This window comes from Agrobacterium sp. RAC06 (assembly GCF_001713475.1).
Classification (GTDB): Bacteria; Pseudomonadota; Alphaproteobacteria; order Rhizobiales; family Rhizobiaceae; genus Allorhizobium.
In genome coordinates this window covers 4,537,893-4,562,603 of the sequence record NZ_CP016499.1, presented here as the reverse complement: position 1 = coordinate 4,562,603, position 24,711 = coordinate 4,537,893, and the positions used below count along the sequence as shown (strand labels likewise).

The window sequence follows — 24,711 nt, the reverse complement described above, 5'->3', positions numbered from 1 at the left end:
TTTTAGTCTGCAGAGACTTCAGATCGGAAGACTGCAGGCATCGCCCCCGGAAAACAGCCGCGAGCGTGTGAGAAAGCGCCGCTCACGGCCATTGTCGAGCGAGAACATGCCCCCTCGCCCCGGCACCACGTCGATGATCAGCTGGGTATGCGCCCAGACGGCATACTGGCTGCCGCTGATGTAGAACGGCACGCCGCCGATCTCGCCGAGCTTCACATCCGTTTCGCCGACCCGGTAGTCGCTCGCCGGATAACACATAGGCGATGACCCGTCGCAGCATCCACCGGACTGGTGGAACAGAATGTCTGGATGGTCCTGTTTGATCTCGGCGAGAAACGCGAGTGCGGCTTCGGTCGCGATGACGCGGGGTTCACCTGCATCGGTGTTCACAATAATCCCTCCAACGAACTCGTCACTAAACCTGTCGAGGTTCGTGCCTGGAGGAGGCGAAAACGATCATGGTCGAGAACCGGAGCGGAACGTACTTGACGTACGTGAGCACCGGAAGCGCAGGACATGAGCGTTTGCAGCCCCTCCAGACACGAAGATCGGCGGATCAGAAGAAACCGAGTGCCTTCGGGCTGTAGGACACCAGCATGTTCTTGGTCTGCTGGTAATGGTCGAGCATCATCTTGTGTGTCTCGCGACCGATGCCCGACTGCTTGTAGCCGCCGAAGGCCGCATGGGCCGGATAGGCATGATAGCAATTGGTCCACACACGACCGGCCTGGATATTGCGGCCGAAGTTGTAGCAGGTATTCGCATCGCGGCTCCACACGCCGGCACCGAGGCCATAAAGCGTGTCATTGGCGATTTCGAGCGCTTCCGCCTCGTCCTTGAAGGTGGTGACGGAGACAACAGGCCCGAAGATCTCCTCCTGGAAGACGCGCATCTTGTTATGGCCCTTGAACACGGTCGGCTTGACGTAATAGCCGCCGGCCAGTTCGCCTGCGAGATTGTTGCGCTCGCCGCCGATCAGCACTTCGGCGCCCTCCTGGCGACCGATGTCCATATAGGACAGGATCTTTTCCAGCTGCTCGGACGATGCCTGCGCACCGATCATCGTCGACATGTCGAGCGGGTCACCTTGGCGGATAGCCGCAACGCGCTTCAGCGCCTTCTCCATGAAGCGGTCATAGATCTTCTCATGCACCAGAGCGCGGCTCGGGCATGTGCAGACCTCGCCCTGGTTAAGCGCGAACATCGCAAAGCCTTCAAGCGCCTTGTCGAGATAGTCATCGTCCTCGCGCATGACGTCTTCGAAGAAGATGTTCGGCGACTTGCCGCCGAGTTCGAGCGTCACTGGGATCAGGTTCTGCGATGCGTATTGCATGATCAGCCGGCCGGTTGAGGTCTCACCGGTAAAGGCGATCTTGGCGATCCGAGGGCTGGTCGCGAGCGGCTTGCCGGCTTCGAGGCCAAAGCCGTTGACGATATTGAGCACACCAGGCGGCAGAAGGTCACCAACCAGTTCGATCCAGACGAGGATAGAAGCCGGTGTCTGCTCGGCAGGCTTCAGCACGACGCAGTTTCCGGCAGCCAGCGCCGGTGCCATCTTCCAAGCCGCCATCAGGATCGGGAAGTTCCACGGAATGATCTGACCGACGACACCGAGCGGCTCATGGAAGTGGTAGGCGATCGTGTCGTGGTCGACCTCGCCGATCGTGCCTTCCTGGGCGCGAATGCAGGAGGCGAAATAGCGGAAGTGGTCGATGGCGAGCGGAATATCGGCCGCCATGGTCTCGCGCAGCGGCTTGCCATTGTCCCAGGTCTCGGCGCGGGCGAGAAGTTCGAGGTTATCCTCCATCCGCTGCGCGATCTTCATCAGGATGTTGGAGCGTTCCGTCGACGACGTCCGGCCCCATTTGTCCTTGGCGGCATGGGCCGCATCGAGCGCCAGATTGATGTCGTGCTCATCGGACCGGGCGATGTCGCAGAGCTTGCCGCCGGTCACCGGCGTCGTGTTCTCGAAGTAGCGGCCATTGACCGGCTCGCGGAATTCACCGCCGATGAAGTTGCCGTATTTCAGCTTGAACGGCGAAGCCGCAATCGTCTGGACCTGAATGTTCATCTGTCATCCTCCCTGTGAAAGGACCCCTCCTCGGATCCTGATGGCAGGATGATTGCTGCGTTCCGGCGCAGGAGATAGTGGCGCGAAACAGTGCTGCAGCGCACAGTGTTTCAGGAATGCGACACCTATCGGCCCGTCAGTGCAGCTGGAAGCGCTTCATCTTCCGATGCAGTGTCGCGCGGCTTATGCCGAGCATCTGGGCTGCTTGTGAGACGTTGCCATTGGCACGTGACAGCACGCGGCGCAGAGCCGCCCGCTCGGCATCCTCGAGGTCGCTGGTCGCTTCGCCGCGCGTCTCGCGCAGCGCATCGGCAGCCGGAAGTCCCTGCGCGATCGGCCCGTCATCGAGCTTCAGGGCAAGACGCGCCGCCTTGGTCGCGCCGAGGATCAGGTCGTCCCCATCGACCGCAATCAATGCGGACAGGGAGTTCGCCTGGGGCACCATGACGATCCGCGCGCCGGCAAACGCCTGGCGGAAGAGATTGCTTTCGACCCGGGCTGCGGCATCCCGCACGGCCTGCGAAAGCACTGCGAGCGTCATGTCCGAGACATCGTTGCGGCAGGTGGAAACATCGAGTGCTGCCGTTAGCCGGCCGAGATGGTCGCGAATCGGCGCGGTCGCGCAGGACAGACCGATATTGGCGCTCATGAAATGCTGGTCGCGGTGGATGACGACGGCACGCTCGTCGGCCAGCGCCGTACCGATCCCGTTTGTCCCGACACTCGCCTCGCTCCACAGCGTCTGCTGCCAGAGCCCCAGCGCACGGAATTCGACATCGTCACCGGGCGCACCACGCCGGTCGACCACGATGCCGTTCTGATCGGCGAGAATGATGCAACAGCCGGATTTTCCGACCAACTGATAGAGCCGGTCCACCTCGTCGGCGGAGCTGCCGATCAGCCGCTCCATGCGCTCGCGCGCTTCGCGATACATCGCCTCTTCGACCAGCACCGGCTTGCGCGCCTCTTCGGGTTGCAGGTGGTAAAGATTGAGGCAACGGCTCCACGAGGCAGCGACCGGCGAGGTCACAGCGGCCGATGCCTTCTGCGCCGTCGAATACACGAGTTCGGAATGTCTGAGATCCTGACGCATCTGCTCCTCCCAAAGCACGGGCTGCAGTATGCGCCTTCCGGCTCCAGAGGCAATCGCTCATGTAACCGGCAAATGATCAGCCAACATTTCGTCGCCCGGAATGGCGCAAATCTGCGACACTTTCAAAATGCGTCTATTTCGGGCGCTCAGGCCGCCATATCGGCAGCGCCGCCAGACTTGAGAGGCTCCCCGCTCGGCACCGAGGACAGCGCAGGATTGACGATATCCTGCAGTTCCGAGAGCGGCTGCGGTTTGCCATACAGGAAGCCCTGAACCTGCTGACACCCCTCCTGCTGGAGGAAGCGCAGATGCTCCGCATTCTCGACGCCTTCTGCCAGCACGGGAATGTCGAGGCTCTGGGCCAGAATGAGCGTCGAGCGGACGATGGCGGCCGACTGGCGGTTCTCCACGACGCTGTCGATGAAGCCCCGGTCGATCTTGATCTTGTCGAAGGGGAAAAGCTGCAGCGTCGAAAGCGAAGAATACCCAGTGCCGTAGTCATCCATGGCAATGTTGACACCAATCGCCTTCAGCTGGCGGATGATATGCAGTGCATGCTGCTGATCATCAATGATCCCGGACTCGGTGATCTCCAGTTCGAGGCGCGCCGGATCGAGACCCGACTCATCGAGAATTTCGCGCACCCGCTCGGGCAGCGCTGAATTGGCCAGCTGCTTGGGCGCAACATTCACGGCGATCTTGAGCGGGTTGCGCCACTGCACGGCTTCCAGGCAGGCCTGACGCAGCACCCAGTCACCGAGCTCGCCGATGAATCCTGTCCGCTCCGCGATCGGAATAAATTCGGACGGCGGAACCATGCCCCGTGTGGGATGAGACCAGCGCAACAGAACCTCGAAACCGACCACCTCGCCGGTCTGCGTGTCGTTCTGCTTCTGGAAATAGAGCTGAAACTCGTTGCGCAGGAAGCCGGCCCGCATGTCCATCGCGAGCGCGCTCCGCTCGCGAGCGGCCTGGTCCATGGACTTGTCGTAGAAGCAGACATTGTTCGAGCCGGCCGACTTTGCGCGATACATGGCAATATCCGCCTGCGCCATGAGGTCGTCGATGTCATCGGCGCCGTCCGGGAAGGTGGTAATCCCGATGCTTGTCCCGACGGACAGTGTCAGCCCCTTCCATTGGATCGGCGACACCAGTTCGGAAATGATGCTCCGTGCAAAGGCCTCGGCAGCTCCCGCGGTGAACAACCGCGGACTGACCGCGATGAATTCATCCCCTCCGATGCGGGCCACGAATTCACCCGGTTTCAGGCTCTCCGACATGCGCTCGGCAACCACGCGCAGCACGTGGTCACCTGCCGCGTGACCGTGCACGTCATTGATCTCCTTGAAACGGTCGAGATCGAAGGAGAAGATGTAGATGCGATCGTTGCGCGCAGCCGGGCGATCCATGAGATGTCCGAGACGCTCCATGAATGCCATGCGGTTCGGCAAGCCGGTGAGCGCATCATGCAGCGACAGCTGGCGATAGCGCTCGACCGCCGAGCGGTTCGATTGCCGGTCTATGACATAGGTCATCGCGCCGATCACCAGGATCAACAGCGTGACGAAGATAAGCACCACCGTCATCACGCTTTCGGGCAGCATGTTCACCGGCAACGAAGCACCAAAATTCGGCTCGACGGTCAACGCTGTCATGCCGATGAAGTGCGTCGACGCAATGGCCAGCACGAGTGCGGCGCCACCGCCATAACGGCAGAATCGCGTGACGGGCCGAGCCACGCGATTGGTGGCCAGGGCGCCGAACAGTCCTGCTGCCACGAGAGACGCCCAGACATAGTTCATGTTCCAATGCAGATCCGCCTGAACCTGATAGCCAGACATGCCGACATAATGCATCGATGCAATGCCCGCACCGACGAGCGCTCCACCGGCTTCGATGAGGAAGCTGCGCGTGGTCACGGCGGCAATGAAGAGACCCATGCCCGTAATCACGATGGCGAGCATCAGCGAAAGCAGCGTCGCGGTCGGCTCATAGCCGGCAAGGGCATCGGCCTCATAGCCCATCATGGCAACGAAATGTGTGGTCCAGATGGATGAACCGCCAATAATGGACGTCAGTGCAATCCAGCTCGCACGCACCGGACCCCGCGTACTGCGGACGCGGCTGAAGAGGCGCATTGTGAGAAGCGATCCCAACACGCAGATAAGAACAGCGGCGATCAGTGAAACCGGGTCGTGATCGACAGCAATGCAGGTTAGAACGGCGAGCATGGGCAAGAACCAGTTTGAATTGACGGCCAAACCTAGCAGTGGTCAATTTCAAAATGCTCACCGCGCATGGTTACCAGACTCTGTTTCACGCCCCGTTGGCGAGCAGCCGGGTCACAAGCGCGTTATGCGGCGGTTTCTCCCGCACAACCTTGCTATTCCACTGCATCTGGTCTATAGGCGCCCGATCCGCACAGACACCCTTGGAGGCAATGTGGATGGGACCGGCAACGGTCTCCGGTTCTGGCATGACCAAGATGCGTCGCCAGGGCTCTCCAGTAACTTGAAAGGTAAAGCCATGAGCCACGCTTCTTACGAGCTCAAGGCCGTAGCACGCGAACGGGTAGGTAAGGGGTCCTCCCGCGAACTTCGCCGCAACGGTCTCATCCCGGCTGTCATCTACGGTGACAAGCAGGCCCCGATTGCGATCTCGATCAACACGAACGAGATCACCAAGCGCATCCACGCCGGCGGTTTCATGACCACCGTCGCCGTCATTGAAGTCAATGGCGAAAAGATCCGCGTTCTGCCGAAGGACTACCAGCTCGACGTCGTTCGTGATTTCACGATGCATGTCGACTTCCTGCGCGTCTCGGCAAACAGCCAGGTTTCGGTTCAGGTCCCGGTTCACTTCATCAACGAAGAGAAGTCCGCCATCAAGACCGGCGCCGTTCTCAACATCGTTCGCCACGAAGTTGAACTGCACTGCCCCGCTTCGGACATCCCGGAAGCGATCACTGTTGACCTCGCTGGCCTCAAGGTCGGCGATGCGATCCACATCTCGGCCGTCAAGCTGCCGAAGGGCGTGACGCCTGTAATCGCCGACCGCGACTTCACGATCGCTACGATCGTTGCTCCGGCTGGCGGCATGGAAGAAGAAGGTTCGGCTGAAGCCTGATCGATCTGATCCATTTGACGAATTGAGCCCACCCTTTGCGGGGTGGGCTTTTTTTGTTGCTTACGCGCGGCAGTAGAAGAGACTCGAATCCCACTATTTCTCTTTAGGCAAGTTTAAAGTATTTCGTGAAACGCTCCGCCTCTCAATCATTGCGTGAGGGAGCACTGAGCAGCATGCCGCATCATCCCGCGCCGCTTGAGGCGGACCGTTGATGACCCGTTCGGTGGAGAGCCGCTTCCTGGCGATCGTGGGAACGACGATTTTTATCCTCGTCGTGCCGCTCTTCGCGTTGTTCCTGTGGCTGGCGACGGAACGCGCCTCCGACGAATTGCAGCAGAACCTCGACATCCTGCTCGCCGCGAATGCGCAGGCGCTCGCCAAGCCGCTCTGGGACTTCGACCAGGAAAGCGTCGAACAGATCACCGCCACCATCGTCTCGAACGGCCCTGTTAGCCGCGTCAACGTCAAGGACGTCTCGGGCGGCATTGCCGTCTCCATGCCCGCACTGCCGAAATGGCCGAAAAACGGCCTGGAATCGATCACCCGCGAGATTTTCTACCAGGCGGTCGAAGGCCCCAAGCTGGTCGGCACCATCACCATCTATTACAGCCGGATCGACATCTTCTCCTCGCTGCGCCAGGCAGAGGTCATGCTGATCGGCATCTTCATGCTGGCAGTCCTCTGTGTCGTCGGCGCGGCCATCATCGGCAACCGTCTGATGGTCATGAAGCCGCTGCTCAAGCTCACCGCTGCGATCGAGGCGACCCGCCGCCTGGGCTCCCGTCACCATGTGGACTGGCAGTCCAACGACGAAATCGGCCGGCTCGCCCGCAGCTTCAACGCCATGCAGATAAAGCTCGAGCAGGAAGAAGACGAATTGCGGCTCGCCCATCGTCGTTCGACCGACATCTACAATACCACGCCGGCTATGCTGTTTTCCCTCGATGAAGAAGATCGCATTACCGGCGTCAGCGATTACTGGCTCGTCGCCACCGGCTACCAGCGCCACCAGATCGTCGGTCGCCGCTTCATCGAGCTGGTGCCGACCGACGCCCGCGCCGCCTATCTGGAGCGCAAGAAGACGCGCTCCATCGCCGACGTGCTGGAAGCGACGACCCAGTTCGTCTGCGCCGACGGCATCGTGATGGACGTCCTCATCGCCGAAGCAAGCCGCAAGATCGAGGGCGCCGAGGAAGACCTCTCCCTGTCGGTCATGACCGATGTAACGGCGCTGAAGCAGTCCGAGGAGCGCAACCATCGCCAGGCGATCACCGACCATCTGACCGGCCTACGCAATCGCAAGGGCTTTGAAACAGCCCTCGACAGCGAGATCGTCGCCACGGACGCCGCGGGCGAAGAACTCGCCTGCATTTTCGTCGATCTCGACCGCTTCAAGTGGATCAACGACAATCTCGGCCACCAGGCCGGCGACCTCGTGCTGTGCCGCTTCGTGGAGCGCATGCAGGAACAGCTTCCGAAGGGCGCGATCGCCGCAAGGCTGGGCGGTGACGAATTTGCCATCCTGTTGCGTGGTGTCGCGATCGAGGACGCAGCGACCGCGATCAGCCGTGCACTCTGCAACATCTTCGTCGACCCCATGTCGATCGAGGGCTCGACCGTGCGCTTGAGCGCCAGCATCGGCATCGCCCTTTATCCGCGCCATGCCGCCAATGCCACCGAATTGCTGCAGAAATCCGACATGGCGATGTACAGCAAGAAGCGCGACGGCAAGAATGGCGCGCAGCTCTACGACCCGCAGATCCAGGATCACACCCGCCGCCGTGCCGAAATCGAACATGACATCGAGGAAGGTCTGAAGGAAGACTGGTTCGATGCCTTCTTCCAGCCGATCGTCGAGATCGAGAGTGGCCGGACGGTCGGCTATGAAGCCTTGATGCGCCTCGTCCACCCGCAGCGCGGGGTTGTGCCACCGGCAGAAATCATCGGTGTAGCCGAGGAAACCGGCGCGATCAGCCGCCTCGGCGGCCATGTGCTTGAGAAGGCTCTTTCCAACCTTGCCCGCCTGAGTGCGGCCACCGGCAACCACGAGGCCTATCTCGCCGTCAACTTCTCGCCGTTGCAGTTCGATGCATCACTGCCGGTAAGGCTGGCAGCCCTCACCGCCCATTTCGGCATTGAACCGCGCCGGATTGTCATCGAGATCACCGAAGCGACGCTGCTGCACGACAATCCGCAGATCCGCACCATCCTCGATGAGTTCAACCGCTATGGTTATCGTCTCGCGCTCGACGACTTCGGCACGGGCTATTCTTCGTTGAGTTATCTCAACCGCTTCCCCGTCGACATCGTGAAGATCGACCAGTCCTTCATCCGATCGCTGACCGAGGACGAACCCGAACTCCGCCACAAGAGCCGCATGCTCGTCGAAGGCATAACCGCCATCTCCCACAAGATGGAATGCACTGTCGTCGCCGAAGGCATCGAGACGGATGAACAGCGCCGCATTCTGGAAGAATTCGGTGTCGACTATGGCCAGGGCTACCACTTCGCCCGTCCGCAGCCGCTGCCGAAGCTGATCGAACTCGCCCTGTCCGCCCCGACCAACCTGCCAAAGGTGTCCGCAGGCTGACATCATCAGAAAGAGGGAACCGCAATGAAAGTCTTTACCATCATGCTTTCACTTGCGGCGGCCCCGGTCGCCGCCGCAGACATCGTCCATTTCACCACGGAAGATTACCCGCCCTACAATTTCAGGGTGGGAAGCGAAATCCGCGGAGCCGGTTACGACCAGGTTCTTCTGATGATGAAGGACATCAACGTCCGCTACACCATTGAAATGATGCCCTGGGCCCGCGCAATCGCGCTTGCCGAGAGCGAGCCGATGCACTGCGTCTTCACCACAGCCCACATCCCCGAGCGGGACACGCGCTTCAAATGGGTGGAGCCGATTGCGGTTGGCCGCAACTTCATGGTATCGCACAAGAATTCCGGCATCAAGGTCGCCAATATCGAAGAGGCCAAGCGCCACATCGTCGGCACCCAGCGCAACGACTACACCCAGACCCTGCTGGAGAACGAGGGCTTTCCGAAGATCGACCTCGCCACCGACCTGAAGCTCACGCTGAAGAAGCTCGAGAGCAAGCGCATCGACCTGATGCCGATTTCCGAGCAGCACTATATCGAGCTGCAGGAGAAGGGCGTCGACCTCGAAGCCCAGTTCGTGTTCTCCGAGCAGAAGTTCGCCATCGCCTGCAACGTCAATTTCCCTGAGGATCTGCTGGCCCGGATGCAGGGCGCGCTGGACAAGCTGATTGCCGACGGCACCCAGGCCGAGATCTTCGACACCTACAATCTGCGCTATTCGAATATCGGCCAGGTCGCAGCCAAACCCTGACGGCCCCGACATCAGTCTTGACTTTCGAACCGTTTCGCTGTCGGGAAAGGCCATGAACCTCAAGACGGATCTCGGGCAATGATCATCCTGGCCGGCCTCGGCAATCCCGGTGCGCAGTATCAGAAGAACCGGCACAATATCGGCTTCATGGCGGTCGACGCGATCCAGCGTCGGCACGCCTTCTCGCCATGGGCGAAGAAATTCAAGGCCGAGATCTCCGAAGGCACCCTCGCCGGCGAGAAGGTCATGCTGATCAAGCCGCAGACCTTCATGAACCTGTCTGGCGAAAGCGTCGGCGAAGCCATGCGCTTCTACAAGCTCGGCCCCGAAGACATCGTCGCGATCTATGACGAACTCGACCTCATGCCCGGCAAGGCCCGCATCAAGACCGGCGGCGGTCATGGCGGCCACAACGGCATCAAGTCTATCGATGCCCATTGCGGCCTGAACTACAGGCGCCTGCGCCTCGGCATCGGCCATCCCGGCGACAAATCCAAGGTGCACAACCACGTCCTCGGCGACTTCGCCAAGCTAGATGCCGAATGGCTCGATCCGCTGATCGAGGCACTGGCCGACAATGCCGAGATGCTGGTGCGCGGTGAAGACTCGCAGCTGATGAATAAGCTCGCGCTCGCAACCGGCAGCAAGGCTGAGGACGAAAAGCCAGCAAAGGCGCCGAAGGCCCCGAAACCCGCCCAGTCCCATATCCATCAGGCCCGCAACTTCAACCAGCCGAAGAAGCTTCCCGAGAGCGGCCCAATGGCCGAGATGCTGAAGAAGATGTTCGGCCCCAAGGGCGATTGACCACACCCTCACGGGGGCGCCCTGCCCCCGCCCTTAACCAATAGCCGCGCAAACGACCGGAAGACTGACATGAGCCACGACATCACCACCGACCTCGTCACCCTGCGCGACTACTGGCGTTATGCCATCTCCCGCTTCAACGCCGCAGAACTGAGCTACGGCCACGGCACACACACCGCCATCGACGATGCCGCGTTCCTCATCCTCGACAGCCTCGACCTGCCGATCGACACGCTCGACCCCTTCCTCGACGCGAAGCTTCTCCCCGCAGAACGCCGCCTGCTCGCAGACCGCATCGAGACGCGTGTCGCGACCCGCAAGCCCTCTGCCTATCTCACCGGCCGATCCTACATCCAGGGTCTGCGCTTCTTCGTCGACGAACGCGTGATCGTGCCGCGCTCGCATATCGGCGAGATCCTGTTCAACGAATATGGTGGCGAGTTCGGCTCGACCTTCCTGCCCGATCCATTTGCGGTCGAAAGCGTGGTCGACATCTGCACCGGCTCCGGTTGCCTCGCGATCCTCGCCACGCGTTTCTTCCCGCTCGCTGCCGTCGATGCCGTCGACCTCTCCGCCGATGCGCTGGAAGTGGCCGAAAAGAACCGCCAGGCCTATGGCCTCGAAGACCAGCTGACGCTGCACCAGGGCGATCTCTTCACGCCACTTGCCGGCCGCAAGTTCGACCTGATCATCACCAACCCGCCCTATGTCGATCACGAGGCTATGGACGCCTTCCCGGCCGAATACCGCGCCGAGCCCGCCATGGCCCATGACGGCGGCGAAGACGGCCTCGACCTCGTCCGCACGCTGCTCGCCGAAGCGCCGAAGCACCTCAACCCGGGTGGCGGCATGCTCTGCGAAATCGGCCGCGGCCGCGACATACTCGAAGCCGAATTCCCCGACCTCGATTTCCTCTGGGTCGAGACGACGGAAGAGGAAGACGCGGTGTTCTGGATCAGCGCGGAAGCACTGGGCGTGAAGGCAAGCAAGGGCAAGTGAGGCGAGGCTATCACCACTCGAAGGTTTTGACCCGATACCAGAAGAGATCGACGAGTGCTGCGAGGCCCCAGTCGATCCAGTAGGCCGTGACCTTCGAGGCATCGGGGACGAGCAGCAGCACGATTAACCCGCTCAGCATGGCCCAGCACACCGCAAGCCGCAGATTGTGCAGGCTGTCGAGGCGGTAATAGCCCGCCTCGTCATACTCGGTCTTGAAGACCATATCGGTCCAGCTGTAGCCGTCGCTGATCACGAGATCCATCATCGGCCGGTCCGACAGGCGGTCCGGCAAGATGTTGAAAACGGCACGCGAAACATGCCCCAGTGCACCCATCAGGGCGAGCACAGCCAGCGCCACGGCATAGTGCCAGGTGGCCGCTTCGGCGAGTGTCTGCGGGTCGGGCGTCATGGTGGAAGTCTAGTCGGCAGACGTAATAATTTGGTTTCAGGCCTCAGGTTTGGCCGGCCTGCACCGGCTTCGCCAGAAGCCCCTCAACAAGCACCCGGAACGCCTCCTGCGCTTTTGGCAAGACACTCTCGGGCTCCGCGCTCGCCGCGATCCACATTGCAGCATTGAGCGCGGCACCGCTGATCAGCCGCGCGGCCGCCTCCGGATCGACCGGCTTCAGGATGCCTTCCGACATCAGGTCCTCGACGGCCTGACGGGTCACCTGAAGGCAGGAATTCTGGCTCGGCCATAACGAGGGATCACCGAGCACCGCCGGCCCATCGAGCAGCACGATGCGCTGCACCTCCGGATCGAGGGCCATCTCGATATAGGCTGCCCCCTCGGCTAGGAGTGAATTCCACCCCTTTCCTGCCGCCGCACCTCGCGCCTTGGCGCGCTCGGCCATCTCGCTGTCGATCTGGTTGACGACGGCGGCAAACAGCCCGCGCTTGTCGCCGAAATTGTGGTAGAGCGCGCCCCGCGTCAGCCCAGCCTCTGCGGTGAGCGCATCCATCGAGGCATCCGCAACGCCCTTGTCCGCAAAGGCCTTGCGCGCAGCAGCGATCAGCTTGCTGCGATTTTCCGCCATGCTTTCAGACCGTGTGCGCTTCACACTATTCTCCTGACTTCACATACATTGCGTATATGAATTTGACATACGATCCGCATGCGAGTAGCTCTACATACGCGACGTATATGAAATTCTCAGCCTGCAGCCAAGCGGCATTTCACCGACCCACCCTTGGGCGGAACGATGCCGCATGCCCGAAAGGATACCCATGACCAAGCCTGAACCCGTCTTCCCCGCAAACAGACACGCCCTTTACGAACAGCATGGCTATTCCGCCGCCATCCGCACCGGTGACCTTCTTTTCGTCTCCGGCCAGGTCGGCAGCCGCGAGGACGGCACGCCAGAACCGGACTTCGAGGCCCAGGTCCGCCGCGCCTTCGCCAACCTCGAAGCGACACTCGCCGCCGCCGGCTGCTCACTTGCCGACCTCGTCGACGTCACCACATTCCACACCGACCCGGAGACCCAATTCGCAACCATCATGAAGGTAAAGGCGGAAGTCTTCCCCGCCCCACCTTATCCGAATTGGACGGCAATCGGCGTCAACTGGCTCGCCGGCTTCGATTTCGAGATCAAGGTGATCGCGCGGATTCCTAGGACGCCGGCAATCTGAGGTATCGCCCCTCAGGGCCGCGTTGCCAACGCGGCCTTAAGCATCTCGCCGGCATGCATCTCGAACCACCGCAGCATGTCGGCGGTGCTGGCAGCTTCTCCGATACCTGGCTTCGCGCCACAGAGTTCGGCGCAAGCAGCAGCCATCGCCGTCAGGATCCGGGCGGTCTCCGGCACATAGGCGAGATCGTCATCGGTTTGATGACGCCGACGAATGATGGCGTAGCGCATGGTCTCCGGATAGGTCCATGCGCTCGTCAACACATCCTGCACACTGACGGCCTGGCCATTGACGACCGCTATCGCATCACGATCGGTCTCGCGATACCCCGCTGTCTCGACCTGTTCGCAGAAGTCGATGGCAGCCTGCATCATACGTCTGACAAGGACCCAATCGGTCTGCGCAGGTGCATTCGCCATCTGCCTCACTCCTCCGGTTCGGCCGTGAACAACAGCGGCATGCCCGCTTCCTTGGCGAGGTCCATGGCTTCCGTCACCTTCGTCTCGGCGATCTCCCGCGTGCAGACAACGACCACCGCCGAGCCGAACTTGTGCGCCGTCATCATCACCCGGTAACCCGTCTCCTCGCTCATCCGGAACACGACCTTCAAGACGATCGTGACGAATTCGCGCGGCGTGTAATCGTCATTGTGCAGGAGCACCTTGTAGAGCCGTGGCTTCTCCACCTTGGGCTTGGTCACCGTCTTCGGCGTCAGTACCGTATCCTTCGCCATGGGTTCCTTCCGGATCTAGAGGCCGCATCAGGCCCGCAACACTTGACCATGCCCCTCCTATACCTCATAGGCGTGGGCAACGAAAATCCATCCCGAGCAGGTATATAGAGCCATGGGCTTCAAATGCGGTATCGTCGGGCTGCCGAATGTCGGCAAGTCCACTCTTTTCAACGCGCTGACCAAGACGGCGGCAGCCCAGGCGGCGAACTATCCCTTCTGCACGATCGAGCCGAACACCGGTGAAGTGGCCGTTCCCGATCCGCGCATGAAGAAGCTGGCCGACATCGCCGGCTCGAAGGAAATCATTCCGACCCGCATCTCCTTCGTCGACATCGCCGGCCTCGTGCGCGGCGCGTCGAAGGGCGAAGGTCTCGGCAACAAGTTCCTCGCCAACATCCGCGAAGTCGATGCCGTGGTCCACGTGCTGCGCTGCTTCGAAGACGACGACATCACCCATGTCGAAGGCAAGATCGACCCGGTCGGCGATGCCGACACCATCGAGACCGAGCTGATGCTCGCCGACCTCGAGAGCCTGGAACGCCGCGTCGAGCAGACCCGCAAGCGCGCCACCAGCAAGGACAAGGAGTCGGTCGCCCAGCTGCCGATCATGGAGCAGGTGGTGAAGCTCCTCAACGAAGGCAAGCCCGCTCGTCTTCTCCTGAAGACGCTGGCGCCGGAAGAGATCGAGATCCTGAAGGGCCTCAACCTCCTGACCTCGCATCCGGTTCTCTATGTCTGCAACGTCGCCGAAGGTGATGCTGCCACCGGCAACAAGCATACTGAAGCCGTCGCCAAAATGGCCACCGAACAGGGCGCGGAATGCGTTATCATCTCGGCTGCGATCGAAGCCGAAGTCGCCCAGCTGCCGGAAGAGGAAGCGACCGAATTCCTCTCGGCACTTGGCCTTGATGAAGCCGGCCTCGACCGCCTGATCCGCGCCGGTTACCACCTCTTGGATCTCATCACCTATTTCACCGTCGGTCCGAAAGAGACCCGCGCCTGGACCATCGTCCGTGGCACCAAGGCGCCTGCCGCCGCCGGCGTCATCCACACCGATTTCGAACGCGGCTTCATCCGCGCCTTTACCATCGCCTATGACGACTACATCGCCTTCAAGGGCGAAGTCGGGGCCAAGGAAGCCGGCAAGGGCCGCGACGAAGGTAAGGAATATGTCGTCCAGGACGGCGACGTCATCCACTTCCGCTTCAACACATAAGCGGAACAATCAGAACGACGAAAGGCCGCGATCACTCGCGGCCTTTTTTTGTTGGATCAGGGAGGTGGGCGTCAGGCCCGTTTCACCGGGCAGGTCGAAAGGCCCATGATCGAATAGAGCGGGCAGCTCGACATCAGACCGGTCGCAAGCGGCACGATCCCGATCAGGGTGAAATAACGCCACGACGCTTCCGGATAGAGGAAGAAGAGCGACAGCAGCACGAGGCCTGCGACGATCCTGAGGATGCGGTCGAGACCGCCGACATTCTTGGCAAACATGGAAACTTCCCTCCGTTGTTTTGACGATGGGATGAGACTAGCGCGGCCTTGCCACCGCGTCGGTGACTTAGTCACGGGCTTTGCAAAGTCTTAACCGTCAGCAGCCCGCGCCATGCGGGCAAGCTCGGCGCGATTGATGATACGGATCTGCCCGCGTTCATTTGCAACCACGCCCTTGGAGACCAGCGCCTCCAGCCGCCGCGATACCACCTCTCGTGCCGTACCGATGATGACGGCGAGCTCCTGATGTGTGAGAGCGACATGCCCCTCCTCGTCGGCCCGTTCGATCAGCGCATGGGCCAGTCGCTGCTCCACCTTCACGAAGGCCACCTGTTCCAGCACGAACATCAGATCGCCCAGCCGGTCGGCAAAGGCCCGGAAGACGAAATGGCGAAACGCCACCGATTCCGCCATCAGGGTCTCGAAAATGGCAGGCGGCACCATGACCGCCACAAGGTCGCTCTCGGCCACCGCCTCGCCCGAATAAACCGCGCCGCCCAGCACACCGAGCGTGGTTTGCACACAGGTCTCCCCCGGCGTCACGGAATAGAGCAGCAACTCCCGCCCGTTGCGGCCCGTGAGATAGACACCGATACGGCCGGACAAGAGAATGACAAAGCTCTGCGCGGCATCCCCCGGCCGGAACAGCGTCGTGCGCGCAGGCACATGCATCGGCTTCAGCGTCTCCAGCGCCCGCCGGGCATCCGGATCGATCTCGGCCAGAAAGCTCGCCTGTTCCGCCCAGCCCGCCATGGACCACCTCCCGATTCCCGCTTATGAACCATAGATAGCACCGAACAGGGAAGGGAGAAGACGACGCATGCAGGATGACAGGCTTCATTACGAGGACTTCACGGAGGGTCGAAGCTTTGCGCTCGGGCCGCGTCTCGTGACAGCCGAAGAGATCATCGAATTCGCCCGCGAATTCGATCCGCAGCCAATGCATCTCTCGGAAGAAGCCGGCAAGGCAAGCATCCTCGGAGGCCTCTCCGCCTCCGGCTGGCACACGTCCAGCCTGTTCATGCGCCTGATGATCGACGCTTACGTTCTCAAAGCCGCGTCCGAAGGCGCTCCCGGCATTGAATTCATGCAGTGGCGCAAACCCGTGCTGGCTGGCGACACGCTGTCCGGCCAATCCATCGTCGAAGAGGTCCGCCTCATGCGCTCCCGTCCCCATCTCGGCATCGTCACCTTCGGCCATGAACTGCAAAACCAGCGCGGCGAAACGGTCATGAAGGCCCGCAACGCAGTGATGATCCGCCGCCGCGGGACCTCGGAGGTGCCGGCATGAAGATGCTCGACCTCTATCCGGCCGGCACCCGCCTTGAGCTCGGCTCGGTCACCTTCACCGCCGAAGACATCATCCGCTTTGCCGAGAAGTTTGATCCGCAGCCCTTCCATGTCGATGCTGAGGCCGCAAAGGCTTACGTCTTCGGTGCGCTCTGTGCGTCCGGCTGGCATACCTGCGCCAACTGGATGAAGAGCTTCATCGGCTTCATCGGCCGCGAGATGAAGCGCCTGAATGCCGAGGGCATCGCGCCGCCGATGATCGGCCCCTCACCCGGCTTTGCCGAGCTGCAATGGCTGAAACCCGTCTATGTCGGCGATACCATCACCTACTTCATGACCCCGCTCGAAAGCCGCACCGTTCAGGGCCGGAACCGCTACATCTTGAATTCGGCCCTCTCGGAAGGGGTCAATCAGCACGGTGAAACAGTCTTGCGCTTCAAGAGCAACCTGATCGAATTCTTCCCCGACGAGGAGCAAGCCCAATGACCGTTCACGATTTCACCATGACCGCCATCGACGGCACCGAGCGCAGCCTGAAGGACTATGCCGGCAAGGTACTATTGATCGTCAACACCGCGAGCGCCTGCGGCCTCACACCCCAATACGAGGGCCTGGAAGCGCTTCACAAGGCCAATCCCGATCTCGTGGTGCTCGGCTTCCCCTGCAACCAGTTCGGCGCCCAGGAGCCCGGCACGGAAAGGGAAATCGCGCTCTTCTGCGAAACCCAGTTCGCCGTCACCTTCCCGCTTTTCGCCAAGATCGAGGTGAACGGCGCAGGCACCCACCCGCTCTACGCCTTTCTGAAGACAGAAACCCCGGGCGCAGAACAGGGCAGCGAGATCGGCTGGAACTTCGCCAAGTTCCTCGTCGGCCGCGATGGCCAGCCGATTGCCCGCTATTCGCCGCGCACGGCCCCATCGGAGCTTGCCGGCGACATCGCCAAAGCGCTCGCCCCCTGATCCGCCATGGCCGGCTTCCGCTTCCATCCGACATCTATCATCGGCCTGGAAGCGGTCTCGGCAACAAGCGCCCATGTCTTTCCCAAACACAGCCACGACACCTATGGCATCGGCTTCCTTTCCGCCGGTGGTCAGATCTCGTCCTCGGGGCGCGGTCAGGTGGAAGCCGAAGCCGGCCAGCTGATCACGGTCAATCCGGGCGAAGTGCATGACGGCGCCCCGATCGGCCGGACGCCGCGCAGTTGGCGCATGCTTTACCTGACGCCGGCCCTCGTCACGGACAGCATATCCGATCTGGTCTCCTCGACCTCGGACCTGGAATTCGAATGTCCGGTCTTCGCTGACACCGATATACGCAATCACCTCGCGGCCCTGCATCACCGGTTTGACCATGGACCGCAAGACCTTCCAGCGGACGCCCTAAAGGAAGTGCTCGTCCTCATCCTTGGAAAGGCGCTGCTTCGCCGCCGCGAGGCACCACCTCCCCTGCCCGCCAGCCTTGCCCGTGTTCGCCAACGCCTGGACGAGGATCCGACAACCCTTGCCGATCTCTCGACGCTTGCCCGCGAAGCCGGCCTCAGCCGCTTTCAGCTGATCCGCGCCTTTCTGCGCCACACCGGCCTCACACCCCATGCCTACCGCATGCAAAGCCGCGCCAACCTGGGCCGCCGCCTGCTGATGCAAGGTCTCGTCCCCGCTGAGGTCGCTGCGGCCTGCGGTTACGTCGACCAGAGCCATATGCACCGCGAATTCCGTCGCCGCTTCGGCCTTACCCCCGGCGCCTATCGCAGCGCCTGGCTCGGCTGCAATCCTGTACAAGACGAGAGCACCTGACACCGGCATGCTTGCTCCAGCAACGCAGGAGATAAGCATGACCCTCGATTTCCTTTTGACGACCCTGATCATTGTCGCAACGCCCGGCACGGGCGCGCTCTTTACGCTGGCAGCAGCCCTCGGTGGCGGACGCCGCAACGCCCTGATCGCCGCATTCGGCTGCACGCTAGGCATCGTCCCGCATATGCTGGCGGCAGCGCTGGGGCTCGCCGCCCTCGTCGCCGCCGAGCCGCGTCTCTTCGAGGCGATCCGCTATGCCGGCATCGCCTATCTGATCTGGATGGCGATCGGTCTCTGGAAAAGCGGCCTCGTCCAGGAGCAGACGGCCGAACCCAGCAGGCAGGCCTGGCGGATCATCCAAAAAGCGGTCCTGATCAACCTGCTCAATCCGAAGCTTCCGCTTTTCTTCCTGGCCTTCCTGCCGCAATTCGTCGATCAGGCCGATCCTGCACCTCTGGCCACCATGACCGGTCTCAGCCTCGTCTTCATGGCCGTGACCTTCGTAGTCTTCGCACTCTACGGCCTTGCCGCAGCCGCGATGCGCCATGGCATCGTGGAGCGTCCGCACAGGATGCGGATCATCAACCGGTTGCTCTCATGCGGCTTCTTGGCAATGGCGGGGAGATTGGCGCTGGCTGAGCGCTAAGGGACCAGTGAGGGGTCGACCGGGCGGCAGCGCCCGGTCGTTGTAAAAAGGCTCAGTGCCCCTCGAATTCTACGAGCGTGCGAACCTCGACACCGAGCGCCTCGAGCTTCTTGCGGCCACCAAGCTCCGGCAGGTCGATGACGAAGCAGGCAGACACGACGTCAGCGCCGATCTGGCGCAGCAGCTGTACGGCGCCCACGGCCGTGCCGCCGGTGGCGATGAGATCGTCGACAAGGATCACCTTCTCGCCCGGCTTCACCGCATCCATATGGATTTCCATCTCGTCGACGCCGTATTCGAGGCTGTAGGCGATCCGTACGGTCTCGTGCGGCAGCTTGCCCTTCTTGCGGATCGGCACGAAGCCGGCCGAGAGCTGGTGCGCGACCGCGCCCCCGAGAATGAAGCCACGCGCCTCCATGCCGGCAATCTTGTCGACCTTCAGCCCCACATAGGGCTGCACCAGCTCATCGACGGCGCGACGAAACGCCCGCGCGTCGCCGAGCAGCGTAGTGATGTCGCGAAAGATGATCCCGGGCTTGGGATAGTCGGGAATAGAGCGGATGGCTGCGGCGAGTTCGGGAGCGATCTTGGTCATGGGGCATCCGGAGTGTGACAGGAGGATTTCGCGGGACCTTACCAAGATTGGCATGGCCCCCCAACAAAAAAGGCGGCCCGAAGACCGCCTTTTCCGTGAAACGTCATCCCGAAGGATCAGTGTTCCTTGGTCGAGTACACCGATTTCTTCGTCAGGTAGATCAGCGCGGTGAAGATCGCGAGGAACACCATGACCATGAAGCCCATACGCTTGCGGTCTTCGAGATGCGGCTCGGCGGCCCACATCAGGAAGGCGGAGACGTCGAGCGAATACTGCTCCATCGTTTCCGGCGCACCGTCATCATAGGTCACCTGGCCGTCGGAGATCGGCTGTGCCATCGCAAGCGACTGACCGGCGATGAAGTAAGGGTTGAAGTAGGTACCATCGGCAACTTCGACACCCTCCGGCGGATCCTGGTAGCCGGTCAACAGCGCGTGGATGTAATCCGGGCCACCCTGCTGATACTGGGTGAAGATGTCGAATACGAAGGTCGGGAAGCCGCGGGTCACGCCGCGGGCCTTGGCGATCAGCGAGAAGTCCGGCGGAGCCGCACCACCCATGGCCGCCGCTGCCGCTTCCTTGTTCGGGAAGGGTGACGGGAAGTGGTCGGAAGCAACGGCCGGGCGCATGAACATTTCGCCGTCGGCGTTCGGGCCGTCTTCGACTTCGTAGTTTGCCGCAAACGCCTTTACCTGGGCTTCCGAGTATCCGAGATCTTCCAGCGTGCGGAAGGCAACCAGATTCATCGAGTGACAGGCAGCGCAGACCTCGGTGTAGACCTTCAGGCCGCGCTGAAGCTGGCCCTTGTCATACTTGCCGAAGGGGCCGGCAAAGGACCAGTCCATCTGCTCGGGCTTCAGGATCGGATAGTGACCGGTCTGCGCAGCATGATGCGTCATTTCGGCCAGATCGCCGCCTTCTGCCGCGATGGCCTGGCCGGAAAAACCGGCCATGGCTGCGATCAGAGCGATGCTCGTGACAAGCTTTTTCATTGTTATCGTCCTCTCACGTGCTCAGGCTTGTGCGGCCGCGGACTTGCCGCTTTTTTCGAGAACCGCTTCGGTGATCGAATTCGGGATGCGCCTTGGCGTCTCGAACAGTCCGAGCAGCGGCATGATCACGAGGAAGAAGCCGAAGTAGTAGGCGGTACCGGCCTGCGACAGGATAACGTAGATGCCTTCCGCCGGCATGGCACCGAGCCAGCCGAGCAGCAGCGAGTTCGCCACGAAAATCCAGTAGAACAGCTTGTACCAAGGGCGGTAGACGGCCGAACGAACCTTCGACGTGTCGAGCCACGGCAGGAAGAACAGCACGATGATCGCGCCAAACATCACGAGGACGCCGCCGAGCTTCGAGTCGATGAAGAGGATGTCGAACGTGATCGCGCGCAGCATCGCGTAGAACGGCAGGAAGTACCATTCCGGAACGATGTGGGCCGGGGTCTTCAGCGAGTCAGCCGGGATGTAGTTGTCCGGATGGCCGAGATAGTTCGGCATGTAGAAGACGAAATAGGCAAACACGAGCAGGAAGACCGAGAGGCCGAGCGCATCCTTCAGCGTCGCATAGGGCGTGAAGGGAACGGTATCGGTCTTCGACTTGACTTCAACGCCGGTCGGATTGGTCTGACCGGTGACGTGCAGCGCCCAGACGTGCAGGATGACCACGCCGGCGATCATGAACGGCAGCAGGTAGTGCAGCGCGAAGAAGCGGTTCAGCGTCGGATTGTCGACAGCAAAGCCGCCGAGCAGGAACTGCTGGATGGTTTCACCGACAAACGGGAAGGCGGTGAAGAAGCCGGTGATGACGGTCGCACCCCAGAAAGACATCTGGCCCCAGGGAAGAACGTAACCCATGAAGGCGGTTGCCATCATCAGGAGGAAGATCACCACGCCGAGGATCCATAGGATTTCGCGCGGCGCCTTGTAGGAGCCGTAGTAGAGACCACGGGCAATGTGCAGGTAGACGGCGATGAAGAAGAACGATGCGCCGTTGGCATGCATGTAGCGCAACAGCCAGCCGTTGTTGACGTCGCGCATGATCTTCTCGACCGAGTTGAAGGCGACGGTCGTCTCAGCAGCATAGTGCATGGCAAGCACGACACCGGTCAGGATCTGCACGAGCAGCATGACGGTGAGCATGCCACCGAAGGTGTAGGCATAGTTCAGATTGCGCGGAACCGGGTAGGAAACGAAGCTGTCATACATCAGACGCGGCAGCGGCAGGCGCGCATCGATCCACTTCTCGACGCCGGTGGACGGCTGGTAACTCGAATGGCCACTCATTGTGTCTTATCCCCTCAGCCGATCGTGATGACAGTGTCGGATGTGAATGCGAAGGTCGGCACCGGAAGGTTCGTCGGCGCAGGACCCTTGCGAATACGGCCCGCCGTATCGTAGTGCGAGCCGTGGCAGGGACAGAACCAGCCACCGAAATCACCGGCCTGGCCAAGCGGCACGCAGCCCAGATGGGTGCAGGAGCCGATCATGACGATCCAGTTTTCCTTGCCTTCGCCGGCCGATCGCGCGAGGTCGGTCGCTTCGGCTGTCGCATCGACGTTGTCGTTGCGGGCAACCGGATCCTTGAGGTCAGCAAGCGCAACGGCGTTGGCTTCCGCGACTTCCTGTTCCGTACGGTTGCGGATGAAGACCGGCTTGCCGCGCCACTTGACGGTCAGCGACATGCCCGGCTCAAGCGCAGACACGTCCACTTCGATCGAAGCGAGCGCGAGCGTCGATGCATCCGGACGCATCTGGTCGATGAAAGGCCAGGCGAACGAAGCCGCACCAACCGCGCCGGCAATACCGGTCACCATGTAGAGAAAGTCGCGGCGCGTAGGCTCGCCCGCATGTTCTGTCGTTGTCTCGTGTTCGCTCACGGTCACTTTTTCCTCTCGCAATCCTGCGACACACCGCATTTGCCCCCGCAGCGGGAATCACAATCCGGCCACTGTGCAGCCACAGATTCCCCGCCAGATTGGCGCGTTCTAAGCCCGATATTCTATTCTGTCCAGTCTTCGTCGGACAAGGAGCCACGTTGTCGCGGATTTCCGGGATACCATCCCCAAAAGCTTGATTTAACGCAAGTGTGAGCGACAGTTTATCAAGCAATGCAGCGCGTTGGACGTCCAGGAAAACGCGGCCGCAGGCATCAAGCCGTTACCAGCTGGTCCCGCGTATCGAGGAAGCCGCCCGATTGCCGCGCCCAGAGCTCGGAATAGAGCCCGCCTTGCGCCACCAGTTCCTGGTGGGTGCCCTGCTCGATGATCCGCCCCTTGTCCATCACAACAAGTCGGTCGAGGGCGGCAATGGTCGACAAACGGTGGGCGATCGCCAGCACCGTCTTGCCCTGCATCAGCCGGTCGAGATTGGACTGGATCGCCGCCTCCACTTCCGAGTCCAGTGCCGATGTCGCCTCATCGAGCACGAGGATCGGCGCGTCCTTGAGCATCACGCGGGCGATCGCGATGCGCTGCCGCTGGCCGCCGGAGAGCTTGACACCCCGCTCGCCGACATGGGCGTCAAAACCCTTCCGCCCACGCTGATCTTCCAGCCGCTGGATGAAGTCGAGTGCTTCGGCGCGCTCGGCGGCCTTCAACAGCATCTCGTCACTCGCATCCTCGCGACCGAAGAGAATGTTGTCGCGGATCGAGCGGTGCAGAAGCGCCGTATCCTGGGTTACCATGCCGATCTGCGAGCGCAGGCTTTCCTGCGTGACGGTCGAGATATCCTGTCCGTCGATCAGGATACGGCCACCTTCCAGGTCGTAGAAACGCAGGAGCAGATTGACCAGCGTCGACTTGCCCGCGCCTGAGCGTCCGACGATGCCGACCTTCTCGCCGGGCTCAATGGTTAGCGTCAGATTGTCGATCGCACCGGTCTTGCGGCCATAATGAAACGTCACGTCTTCGAAGCGGATCTCCGGCGACTTCACCTGAAGCTTCGCCGCATCCGGCTTGTCGGTGAGCCCGATGGGCTTCGCCACCAGTTCGGCCGAATTCTGGATCGTGCCGATATTGCGCATGATGCCGTTGAGCTGCGTCATCATCCGGCCGAGCAGCATGTTGAGGCGCAGCACCAGGCCGAGCGTGAACGCCACACCACCTGCGGTCACAGCCCCGGCAAACCAGAGATCGACGGACAGAAGCGCCACCATCAGAATCATGAAGCCGGAAAGGATGGAAAGCGAAGCCCGCACACCGGTGAGCAGCCGCGCGAAGGGGCGCAGCGTGTCCTGGAACCGGTCGAAACCAGCGCGGATATAATGGTCGTTCTGCCGCTCGCGGGCAAAAAGCTTCAGGGTCTGGATGTTCGAATAGCTGTCGACCAGACGGCCGTTCAGCATCGACGATGCCTCCGCCGTCTCTCTTGCGTGGTGGCGGATCTTCGGCACGAAATACCGGGCCAGCACCAGGAAGATCGCCACCCAGGCGCCGATGATCGCCGCCAGCCGCCAGTCGAGTTGTGCAACCAGCGCCATGGTAGAAATGGTATAGATCACCATGAACCAGACGACCTGCAGCAGCGACGTCAGCAGATCCCCGGTCGATTGCCCCGCCGACCAGACCTTGGTGACGATGCGCCCGGCAAAATCGTTCTGGAAGAAGGAGAGCGACTGACGCGCCACATGCGCATGCGCCTGCCAGCGCACCAGGTTGAAGAAGTTGAGGACGATCACCTGTTCCTCGACGAGGGCACCGATCGTCACGACGATAAAGCGACCGATGAGGACGATCAGCGCCATCGCTAACAACTCGCCGCCATGCGCTGCGATCAGCCCGTCCCACCCGGCATCCTTGGGCACGGTATCGAGCAGGTCGACAAGCCGTCCGACGAACCAGAACAGGCCGGCTTCGAGCATGGCCACGGCACCGCCGAAGATCGCCATCAGGAAGAAGGCCATCTTCGCCTGGCTGACATAGAACCAGACGAAGGCCCAGATCTTTTCCGGTGGACGCAGATTGTCCGATCGGGCGAAGGGATCGAGCCAGTTTTCGAAGAGGCGGGCGACAGATTGAAACATGAAAAGCGATATAGGCCGATTGCCCGGGAGGGCAAAGCCTCAAACAGCATCTCGACCATTA

General features: G+C 61.5%; 27 protein-coding genes. 12 read left to right on the top strand and 15 right to left on the bottom strand.

Annotated features, from left to right (window positions below):
• Positions 1-18 precede the first annotated feature (18 nt).
• The 4 genes from BSY240_RS21625 to BSY240_RS21610 all read right to left on the bottom strand — a co-directional run bounded on the left by BSY240_RS21625 (position 19) and on the right by BSY240_RS21610 (position 5,395).
• Positions 19-390 carry a DUF779 domain-containing protein gene (locus BSY240_RS21625; RefSeq protein ID WP_069043705.1) on the bottom strand — a complete coding sequence of 124 codons (372 nt, stop codon included), beginning with the start codon at positions 388-390 and terminating at the stop codon, positions 19-21.
• 166 nt (positions 391-556) lie between these two features.
• Positions 557-2,071, bottom strand: a complete 1,515-nt coding sequence (gene adh / locus BSY240_RS21620) for an aldehyde dehydrogenase (RefSeq protein ID WP_069043704.1) — start codon at positions 2,069-2,071, stop codon at positions 557-559.
• Between the two features lie 136 nt (positions 2,072-2,207).
• Positions 2,208-3,164 carry a helix-turn-helix domain-containing protein gene (locus tag BSY240_RS21615; protein WP_069043703.1) on the bottom strand — a complete coding sequence of 319 codons (957 nt, stop codon included), beginning with the start codon at positions 3,162-3,164 and terminating at the stop codon, positions 2,208-2,210.
• A gap of 146 nt (positions 3,165-3,310) precedes the next feature.
• The gene (locus tag BSY240_RS21610) at positions 3,311-5,395 is read right to left on the bottom strand and encodes a putative bifunctional diguanylate cyclase/phosphodiesterase (protein ID WP_069044090.1); all 2,085 of its coding nucleotides are present in this window, start codon (positions 5,393-5,395) and stop codon (positions 3,311-3,313) included.
• Between the two features lie 295 nt (positions 5,396-5,690).
• Here BSY240_RS21610 and BSY240_RS21605 point away from each other — a divergent pair, with 295 nt between their 5' ends.
• The 5 genes from BSY240_RS21605 (at position 5,691) to prmB (ending at position 11,448) form a co-directional block, all read left to right on the top strand.
• Entirely contained in the window at positions 5,691-6,290 is a 600-nt protein-coding gene (locus BSY240_RS21605; protein ID WP_054151508.1) for a 50S ribosomal protein L25/general stress protein Ctc, read from the top strand.
• 211 nt (positions 6,291-6,501) lie between these two features.
• On the top strand, positions 6,502-8,880 hold the full coding sequence (locus BSY240_RS21600) for an EAL domain-containing protein (RefSeq protein ID WP_069043702.1): 2,379 nt from the start codon (positions 6,502-6,504) through the stop codon (positions 8,878-8,880).
• 24 nt (positions 8,881-8,904) lie between these two features.
• Positions 8,905-9,645: a substrate-binding periplasmic protein gene (locus tag BSY240_RS21595; protein ID WP_054151506.1), complete on the top strand. Its 741-nt coding sequence runs from the start codon at positions 8,905-8,907 to the stop codon at positions 9,643-9,645.
• A 78-nt stretch (positions 9,646-9,723) separates the two neighbouring features.
• Entirely contained in the window at positions 9,724-10,449 is a 726-nt protein-coding gene (gene pth / locus BSY240_RS21590) for an aminoacyl-tRNA hydrolase (RefSeq protein ID WP_069043701.1), read from the top strand.
• Between the two features lie 69 nt (positions 10,450-10,518).
• Positions 10,519-11,448 (top strand): 50S ribosomal protein L3 N(5)-glutamine methyltransferase, encoded by a 930-nt coding sequence (gene prmB, locus BSY240_RS21585; RefSeq protein ID WP_069043700.1) that lies wholly within the window; start codon positions 10,519-10,521, stop codon positions 11,446-11,448.
• 10 nt (positions 11,449-11,458) lie between these two features.
• On the opposite strand, the gene BSY240_RS21580 is transcribed toward prmB, so the two are convergent.
• Together BSY240_RS21580 and BSY240_RS21575 are read right to left on the bottom strand one after the other, a co-directional pair.
• Entirely contained in the window at positions 11,459-11,857 is a 399-nt protein-coding gene (locus BSY240_RS21580; protein ID WP_069043699.1) for a hypothetical protein, read from the bottom strand.
• Positions 11,858-11,900: 43 nt separating this feature from the next.
• Positions 11,901-12,509, bottom strand: coding sequence for a TetR/AcrR family transcriptional regulator (locus tag BSY240_RS21575; RefSeq protein ID WP_069043698.1), 609 nt, complete (start codon positions 12,507-12,509; stop codon positions 11,901-11,903).
• A gap of 166 nt (positions 12,510-12,675) precedes the next feature.
• Here BSY240_RS21575 and BSY240_RS21570 point away from each other — a divergent pair, with 166 nt between their 5' ends.
• Complete coding sequence (locus BSY240_RS21570) at positions 12,676-13,080, top strand: RidA family protein (protein ID WP_069043697.1); 405 nt, start codon at positions 12,676-12,678, stop codon at positions 13,078-13,080.
• Between the two features lie 11 nt (positions 13,081-13,091).
• Here BSY240_RS21570 and BSY240_RS21565 read toward each other — a convergent pair whose 3' ends face one another.
• Complete coding sequence (locus BSY240_RS21565) at positions 13,092-13,499, bottom strand: hypothetical protein (protein WP_054151500.1); 408 nt, start codon at positions 13,497-13,499, stop codon at positions 13,092-13,094.
• Between the two features lie 5 nt (positions 13,500-13,504).
• A complete protein-coding gene (gene clpS / locus BSY240_RS21560) occupies positions 13,505-13,813 on the bottom strand; it encodes an ATP-dependent Clp protease adapter ClpS (RefSeq protein ID WP_006725606.1) in 309 nt (102 codons plus the stop codon).
• A 112-nt stretch (positions 13,814-13,925) separates the two neighbouring features.
• Here clpS and ychF point away from each other — a divergent pair, with 112 nt between their 5' ends.
• Positions 13,926-15,029 (top strand): redox-regulated ATPase YchF, encoded by a 1,104-nt coding sequence (gene ychF, locus BSY240_RS21555; protein ID WP_069043696.1) that lies wholly within the window; start codon positions 13,926-13,928, stop codon positions 15,027-15,029.
• A gap of 71 nt (positions 15,030-15,100) precedes the next feature.
• Here ychF and BSY240_RS21550 read toward each other — a convergent pair whose 3' ends face one another.
• Positions 15,101-15,307 (bottom strand): YgaP family membrane protein, encoded by a 207-nt coding sequence (locus BSY240_RS21550; protein WP_069043695.1) that lies wholly within the window; start codon positions 15,305-15,307, stop codon positions 15,101-15,103.
• Between the two features lie 90 nt (positions 15,308-15,397).
• Positions 15,398-16,060, bottom strand: a complete 663-nt coding sequence (locus BSY240_RS21545) for a Crp/Fnr family transcriptional regulator (RefSeq protein WP_069043694.1) — start codon at positions 16,058-16,060, stop codon at positions 15,398-15,400.
• 67 nt (positions 16,061-16,127) lie between these two features.
• Between BSY240_RS21545 and BSY240_RS21540 the strand changes: the two genes are divergently transcribed.
• The 5 genes from BSY240_RS21540 to BSY240_RS21520 are packed head-to-tail and all read left to right on the top strand — an operon-like array spanning position 16,128 to position 19,036.
• Positions 16,128-16,598 (top strand): MaoC family dehydratase, encoded by a 471-nt coding sequence (locus BSY240_RS21540; RefSeq protein WP_069043693.1) that lies wholly within the window; start codon positions 16,128-16,130, stop codon positions 16,596-16,598.
• Positions 16,595-17,083 carry a MaoC family dehydratase gene (locus BSY240_RS21535; protein ID WP_069043692.1) on the top strand — a complete coding sequence of 163 codons (489 nt, stop codon included), beginning with the start codon at positions 16,595-16,597 and terminating at the stop codon, positions 17,081-17,083. Before BSY240_RS21540 ends, BSY240_RS21535 begins: the two co-directional genes overlap by 4 nt.
• On the top strand, positions 17,080-17,556 hold the full coding sequence (locus BSY240_RS21530) for a glutathione peroxidase (RefSeq protein WP_069043691.1): 477 nt from the start codon (positions 17,080-17,082) through the stop codon (positions 17,554-17,556). The genes BSY240_RS21535 and BSY240_RS21530 overlap by 4 nt, the downstream gene beginning before the upstream one ends.
• 6 nt (positions 17,557-17,562) lie before the next feature.
• Positions 17,563-18,390 carry an AraC family transcriptional regulator gene (locus tag BSY240_RS21525; RefSeq protein WP_069043690.1) on the top strand — a complete coding sequence of 276 codons (828 nt, stop codon included), beginning with the start codon at positions 17,563-17,565 and terminating at the stop codon, positions 18,388-18,390.
• Positions 18,391-18,427: 37 nt separating this feature from the next.
• Positions 18,428-19,036 carry a LysE family translocator gene (locus tag BSY240_RS21520; RefSeq protein ID WP_069043689.1) on the top strand — a complete coding sequence of 203 codons (609 nt, stop codon included), beginning with the start codon at positions 18,428-18,430 and terminating at the stop codon, positions 19,034-19,036.
• A 52-nt stretch (positions 19,037-19,088) separates the two neighbouring features.
• On the opposite strand, the gene BSY240_RS21515 is transcribed toward BSY240_RS21520, so the two are convergent.
• The 5 genes from BSY240_RS21515 to BSY240_RS21495 form a co-directional block, all read right to left on the bottom strand.
• Entirely contained in the window at positions 19,089-19,631 is a 543-nt protein-coding gene (locus BSY240_RS21515; RefSeq protein WP_069043688.1) for an adenine phosphoribosyltransferase, read from the bottom strand.
• Positions 19,632-19,747: 116 nt separating this feature from the next.
• Complete coding sequence (locus tag BSY240_RS21510) at positions 19,748-20,623, bottom strand: cytochrome c1 (RefSeq protein WP_054151491.1); 876 nt, start codon at positions 20,621-20,623, stop codon at positions 19,748-19,750.
• Positions 20,624-20,644: 21 nt separating this feature from the next.
• Entirely contained in the window at positions 20,645-21,913 is a 1,269-nt protein-coding gene (locus BSY240_RS21505) for a cytochrome b (RefSeq protein WP_054151490.1), read from the bottom strand.
• Between the two features lie 14 nt (positions 21,914-21,927).
• Positions 21,928-22,506: a ubiquinol-cytochrome c reductase iron-sulfur subunit gene (gene petA, locus BSY240_RS21500; protein ID WP_054151489.1), complete on the bottom strand. Its 579-nt coding sequence runs from the start codon at positions 22,504-22,506 to the stop codon at positions 21,928-21,930.
• Positions 22,507-22,778: 272 nt separating this feature from the next.
• On the bottom strand, positions 22,779-24,650 hold the full coding sequence (locus tag BSY240_RS21495) for an ABC transporter ATP-binding protein (protein WP_069043687.1): 1,872 nt from the start codon (positions 24,648-24,650) through the stop codon (positions 22,779-22,781).
• Positions 24,651-24,711: the final 61 nt, after the last annotated feature.

Excerpts from the sequence above, each read along its gene's own strand:
- BSY240_RS21545 (WP_069043694.1), bottom strand. The coding sequence starts at position 16,060 with ATGGCGGGCTGGGCGGAACAGGCGAGCTTTCTGGCCGAGATCGATCCG.
- BSY240_RS21550 (WP_069043695.1), bottom strand. The coding sequence starts at position 15,307 with ATGTTTGCCAAGAATGTCGGCGGTCTCGACCGCATCCTCAGGATCGTC.
- BSY240_RS21535 (WP_069043692.1), top strand. The coding sequence starts at position 16,595 with ATGAAGATGCTCGACCTCTATCCGGCCGGCACCCGCCTTGAGCTCGGC.
- prmB (WP_069043700.1), top strand. The coding sequence starts at position 10,519 with ATGAGCCACGACATCACCACCGACCTCGTCACCCTGCGCGACTACTGG.
- BSY240_RS21605 (WP_054151508.1), top strand. The coding sequence starts at position 5,691 with ATGAGCCACGCTTCTTACGAGCTCAAGGCCGTAGCACGCGAACGGGTA.
- clpS (WP_006725606.1), bottom strand. The coding sequence starts at position 13,813 with ATGGCGAAGGATACGGTACTGACGCCGAAGACGGTGACCAAGCCCAAG.
- BSY240_RS21565 (WP_054151500.1), bottom strand. The coding sequence starts at position 13,499 with ATGGCGAATGCACCTGCGCAGACCGATTGGGTCCTTGTCAGACGTATG.
- BSY240_RS21525 (WP_069043690.1), top strand. The coding sequence starts at position 17,563 with ATGGCCGGCTTCCGCTTCCATCCGACATCTATCATCGGCCTGGAAGCG.
- BSY240_RS21580 (WP_069043699.1), bottom strand. The coding sequence starts at position 11,857 with ATGACGCCCGACCCGCAGACACTCGCCGAAGCGGCCACCTGGCACTAT.
- BSY240_RS21515 (WP_069043688.1), bottom strand. The coding sequence starts at position 19,631 with ATGACCAAGATCGCTCCCGAACTCGCCGCAGCCATCCGCTCTATTCCC.
- BSY240_RS21595 (WP_054151506.1), top strand. The coding sequence starts at position 8,905 with ATGAAAGTCTTTACCATCATGCTTTCACTTGCGGCGGCCCCGGTCGCC.
- BSY240_RS21570 (WP_069043697.1), top strand. The coding sequence starts at position 12,676 with ATGACCAAGCCTGAACCCGTCTTCCCCGCAAACAGACACGCCCTTTAC.
- BSY240_RS21530 (WP_069043691.1), top strand. The coding sequence starts at position 17,080 with ATGACCGTTCACGATTTCACCATGACCGCCATCGACGGCACCGAGCGC.
- BSY240_RS21510 (WP_054151491.1), bottom strand. The coding sequence starts at position 20,623 with ATGAAAAAGCTTGTCACGAGCATCGCTCTGATCGCAGCCATGGCCGGT.
- ychF (WP_069043696.1), top strand. The coding sequence starts at position 13,926 with ATGGGCTTCAAATGCGGTATCGTCGGGCTGCCGAATGTCGGCAAGTCC.
- BSY240_RS21520 (WP_069043689.1), top strand. The coding sequence starts at position 18,428 with ATGACCCTCGATTTCCTTTTGACGACCCTGATCATTGTCGCAACGCCC.
- adh (WP_069043704.1), bottom strand. The coding sequence starts at position 2,071 with ATGAACATTCAGGTCCAGACGATTGCGGCTTCGCCGTTCAAGCTGAAA.
- pth (WP_069043701.1), top strand. The coding sequence starts at position 9,724 with ATGATCATCCTGGCCGGCCTCGGCAATCCCGGTGCGCAGTATCAGAAG.
- BSY240_RS21610 (WP_069044090.1), bottom strand. The coding sequence starts at position 5,395 with ATGCTCGCCGTTCTAACCTGCATTGCTGTCGATCACGACCCGGTTTCA.
- BSY240_RS21600 (WP_069043702.1), top strand. The coding sequence starts at position 6,502 with ATGACCCGTTCGGTGGAGAGCCGCTTCCTGGCGATCGTGGGAACGACG.
- BSY240_RS21615 (WP_069043703.1), bottom strand. The coding sequence starts at position 3,164 with ATGCGTCAGGATCTCAGACATTCCGAACTCGTGTATTCGACGGCGCAG.
- BSY240_RS21540 (WP_069043693.1), top strand. The coding sequence starts at position 16,128 with ATGCAGGATGACAGGCTTCATTACGAGGACTTCACGGAGGGTCGAAGC.
- BSY240_RS21495 (WP_069043687.1), bottom strand. The coding sequence starts at position 24,650 with ATGTTTCAATCTGTCGCCCGCCTCTTCGAAAACTGGCTCGATCCCTTC.
- BSY240_RS21505 (WP_054151490.1), bottom strand. The coding sequence starts at position 21,913 with ATGAGTGGCCATTCGAGTTACCAGCCGTCCACCGGCGTCGAGAAGTGG.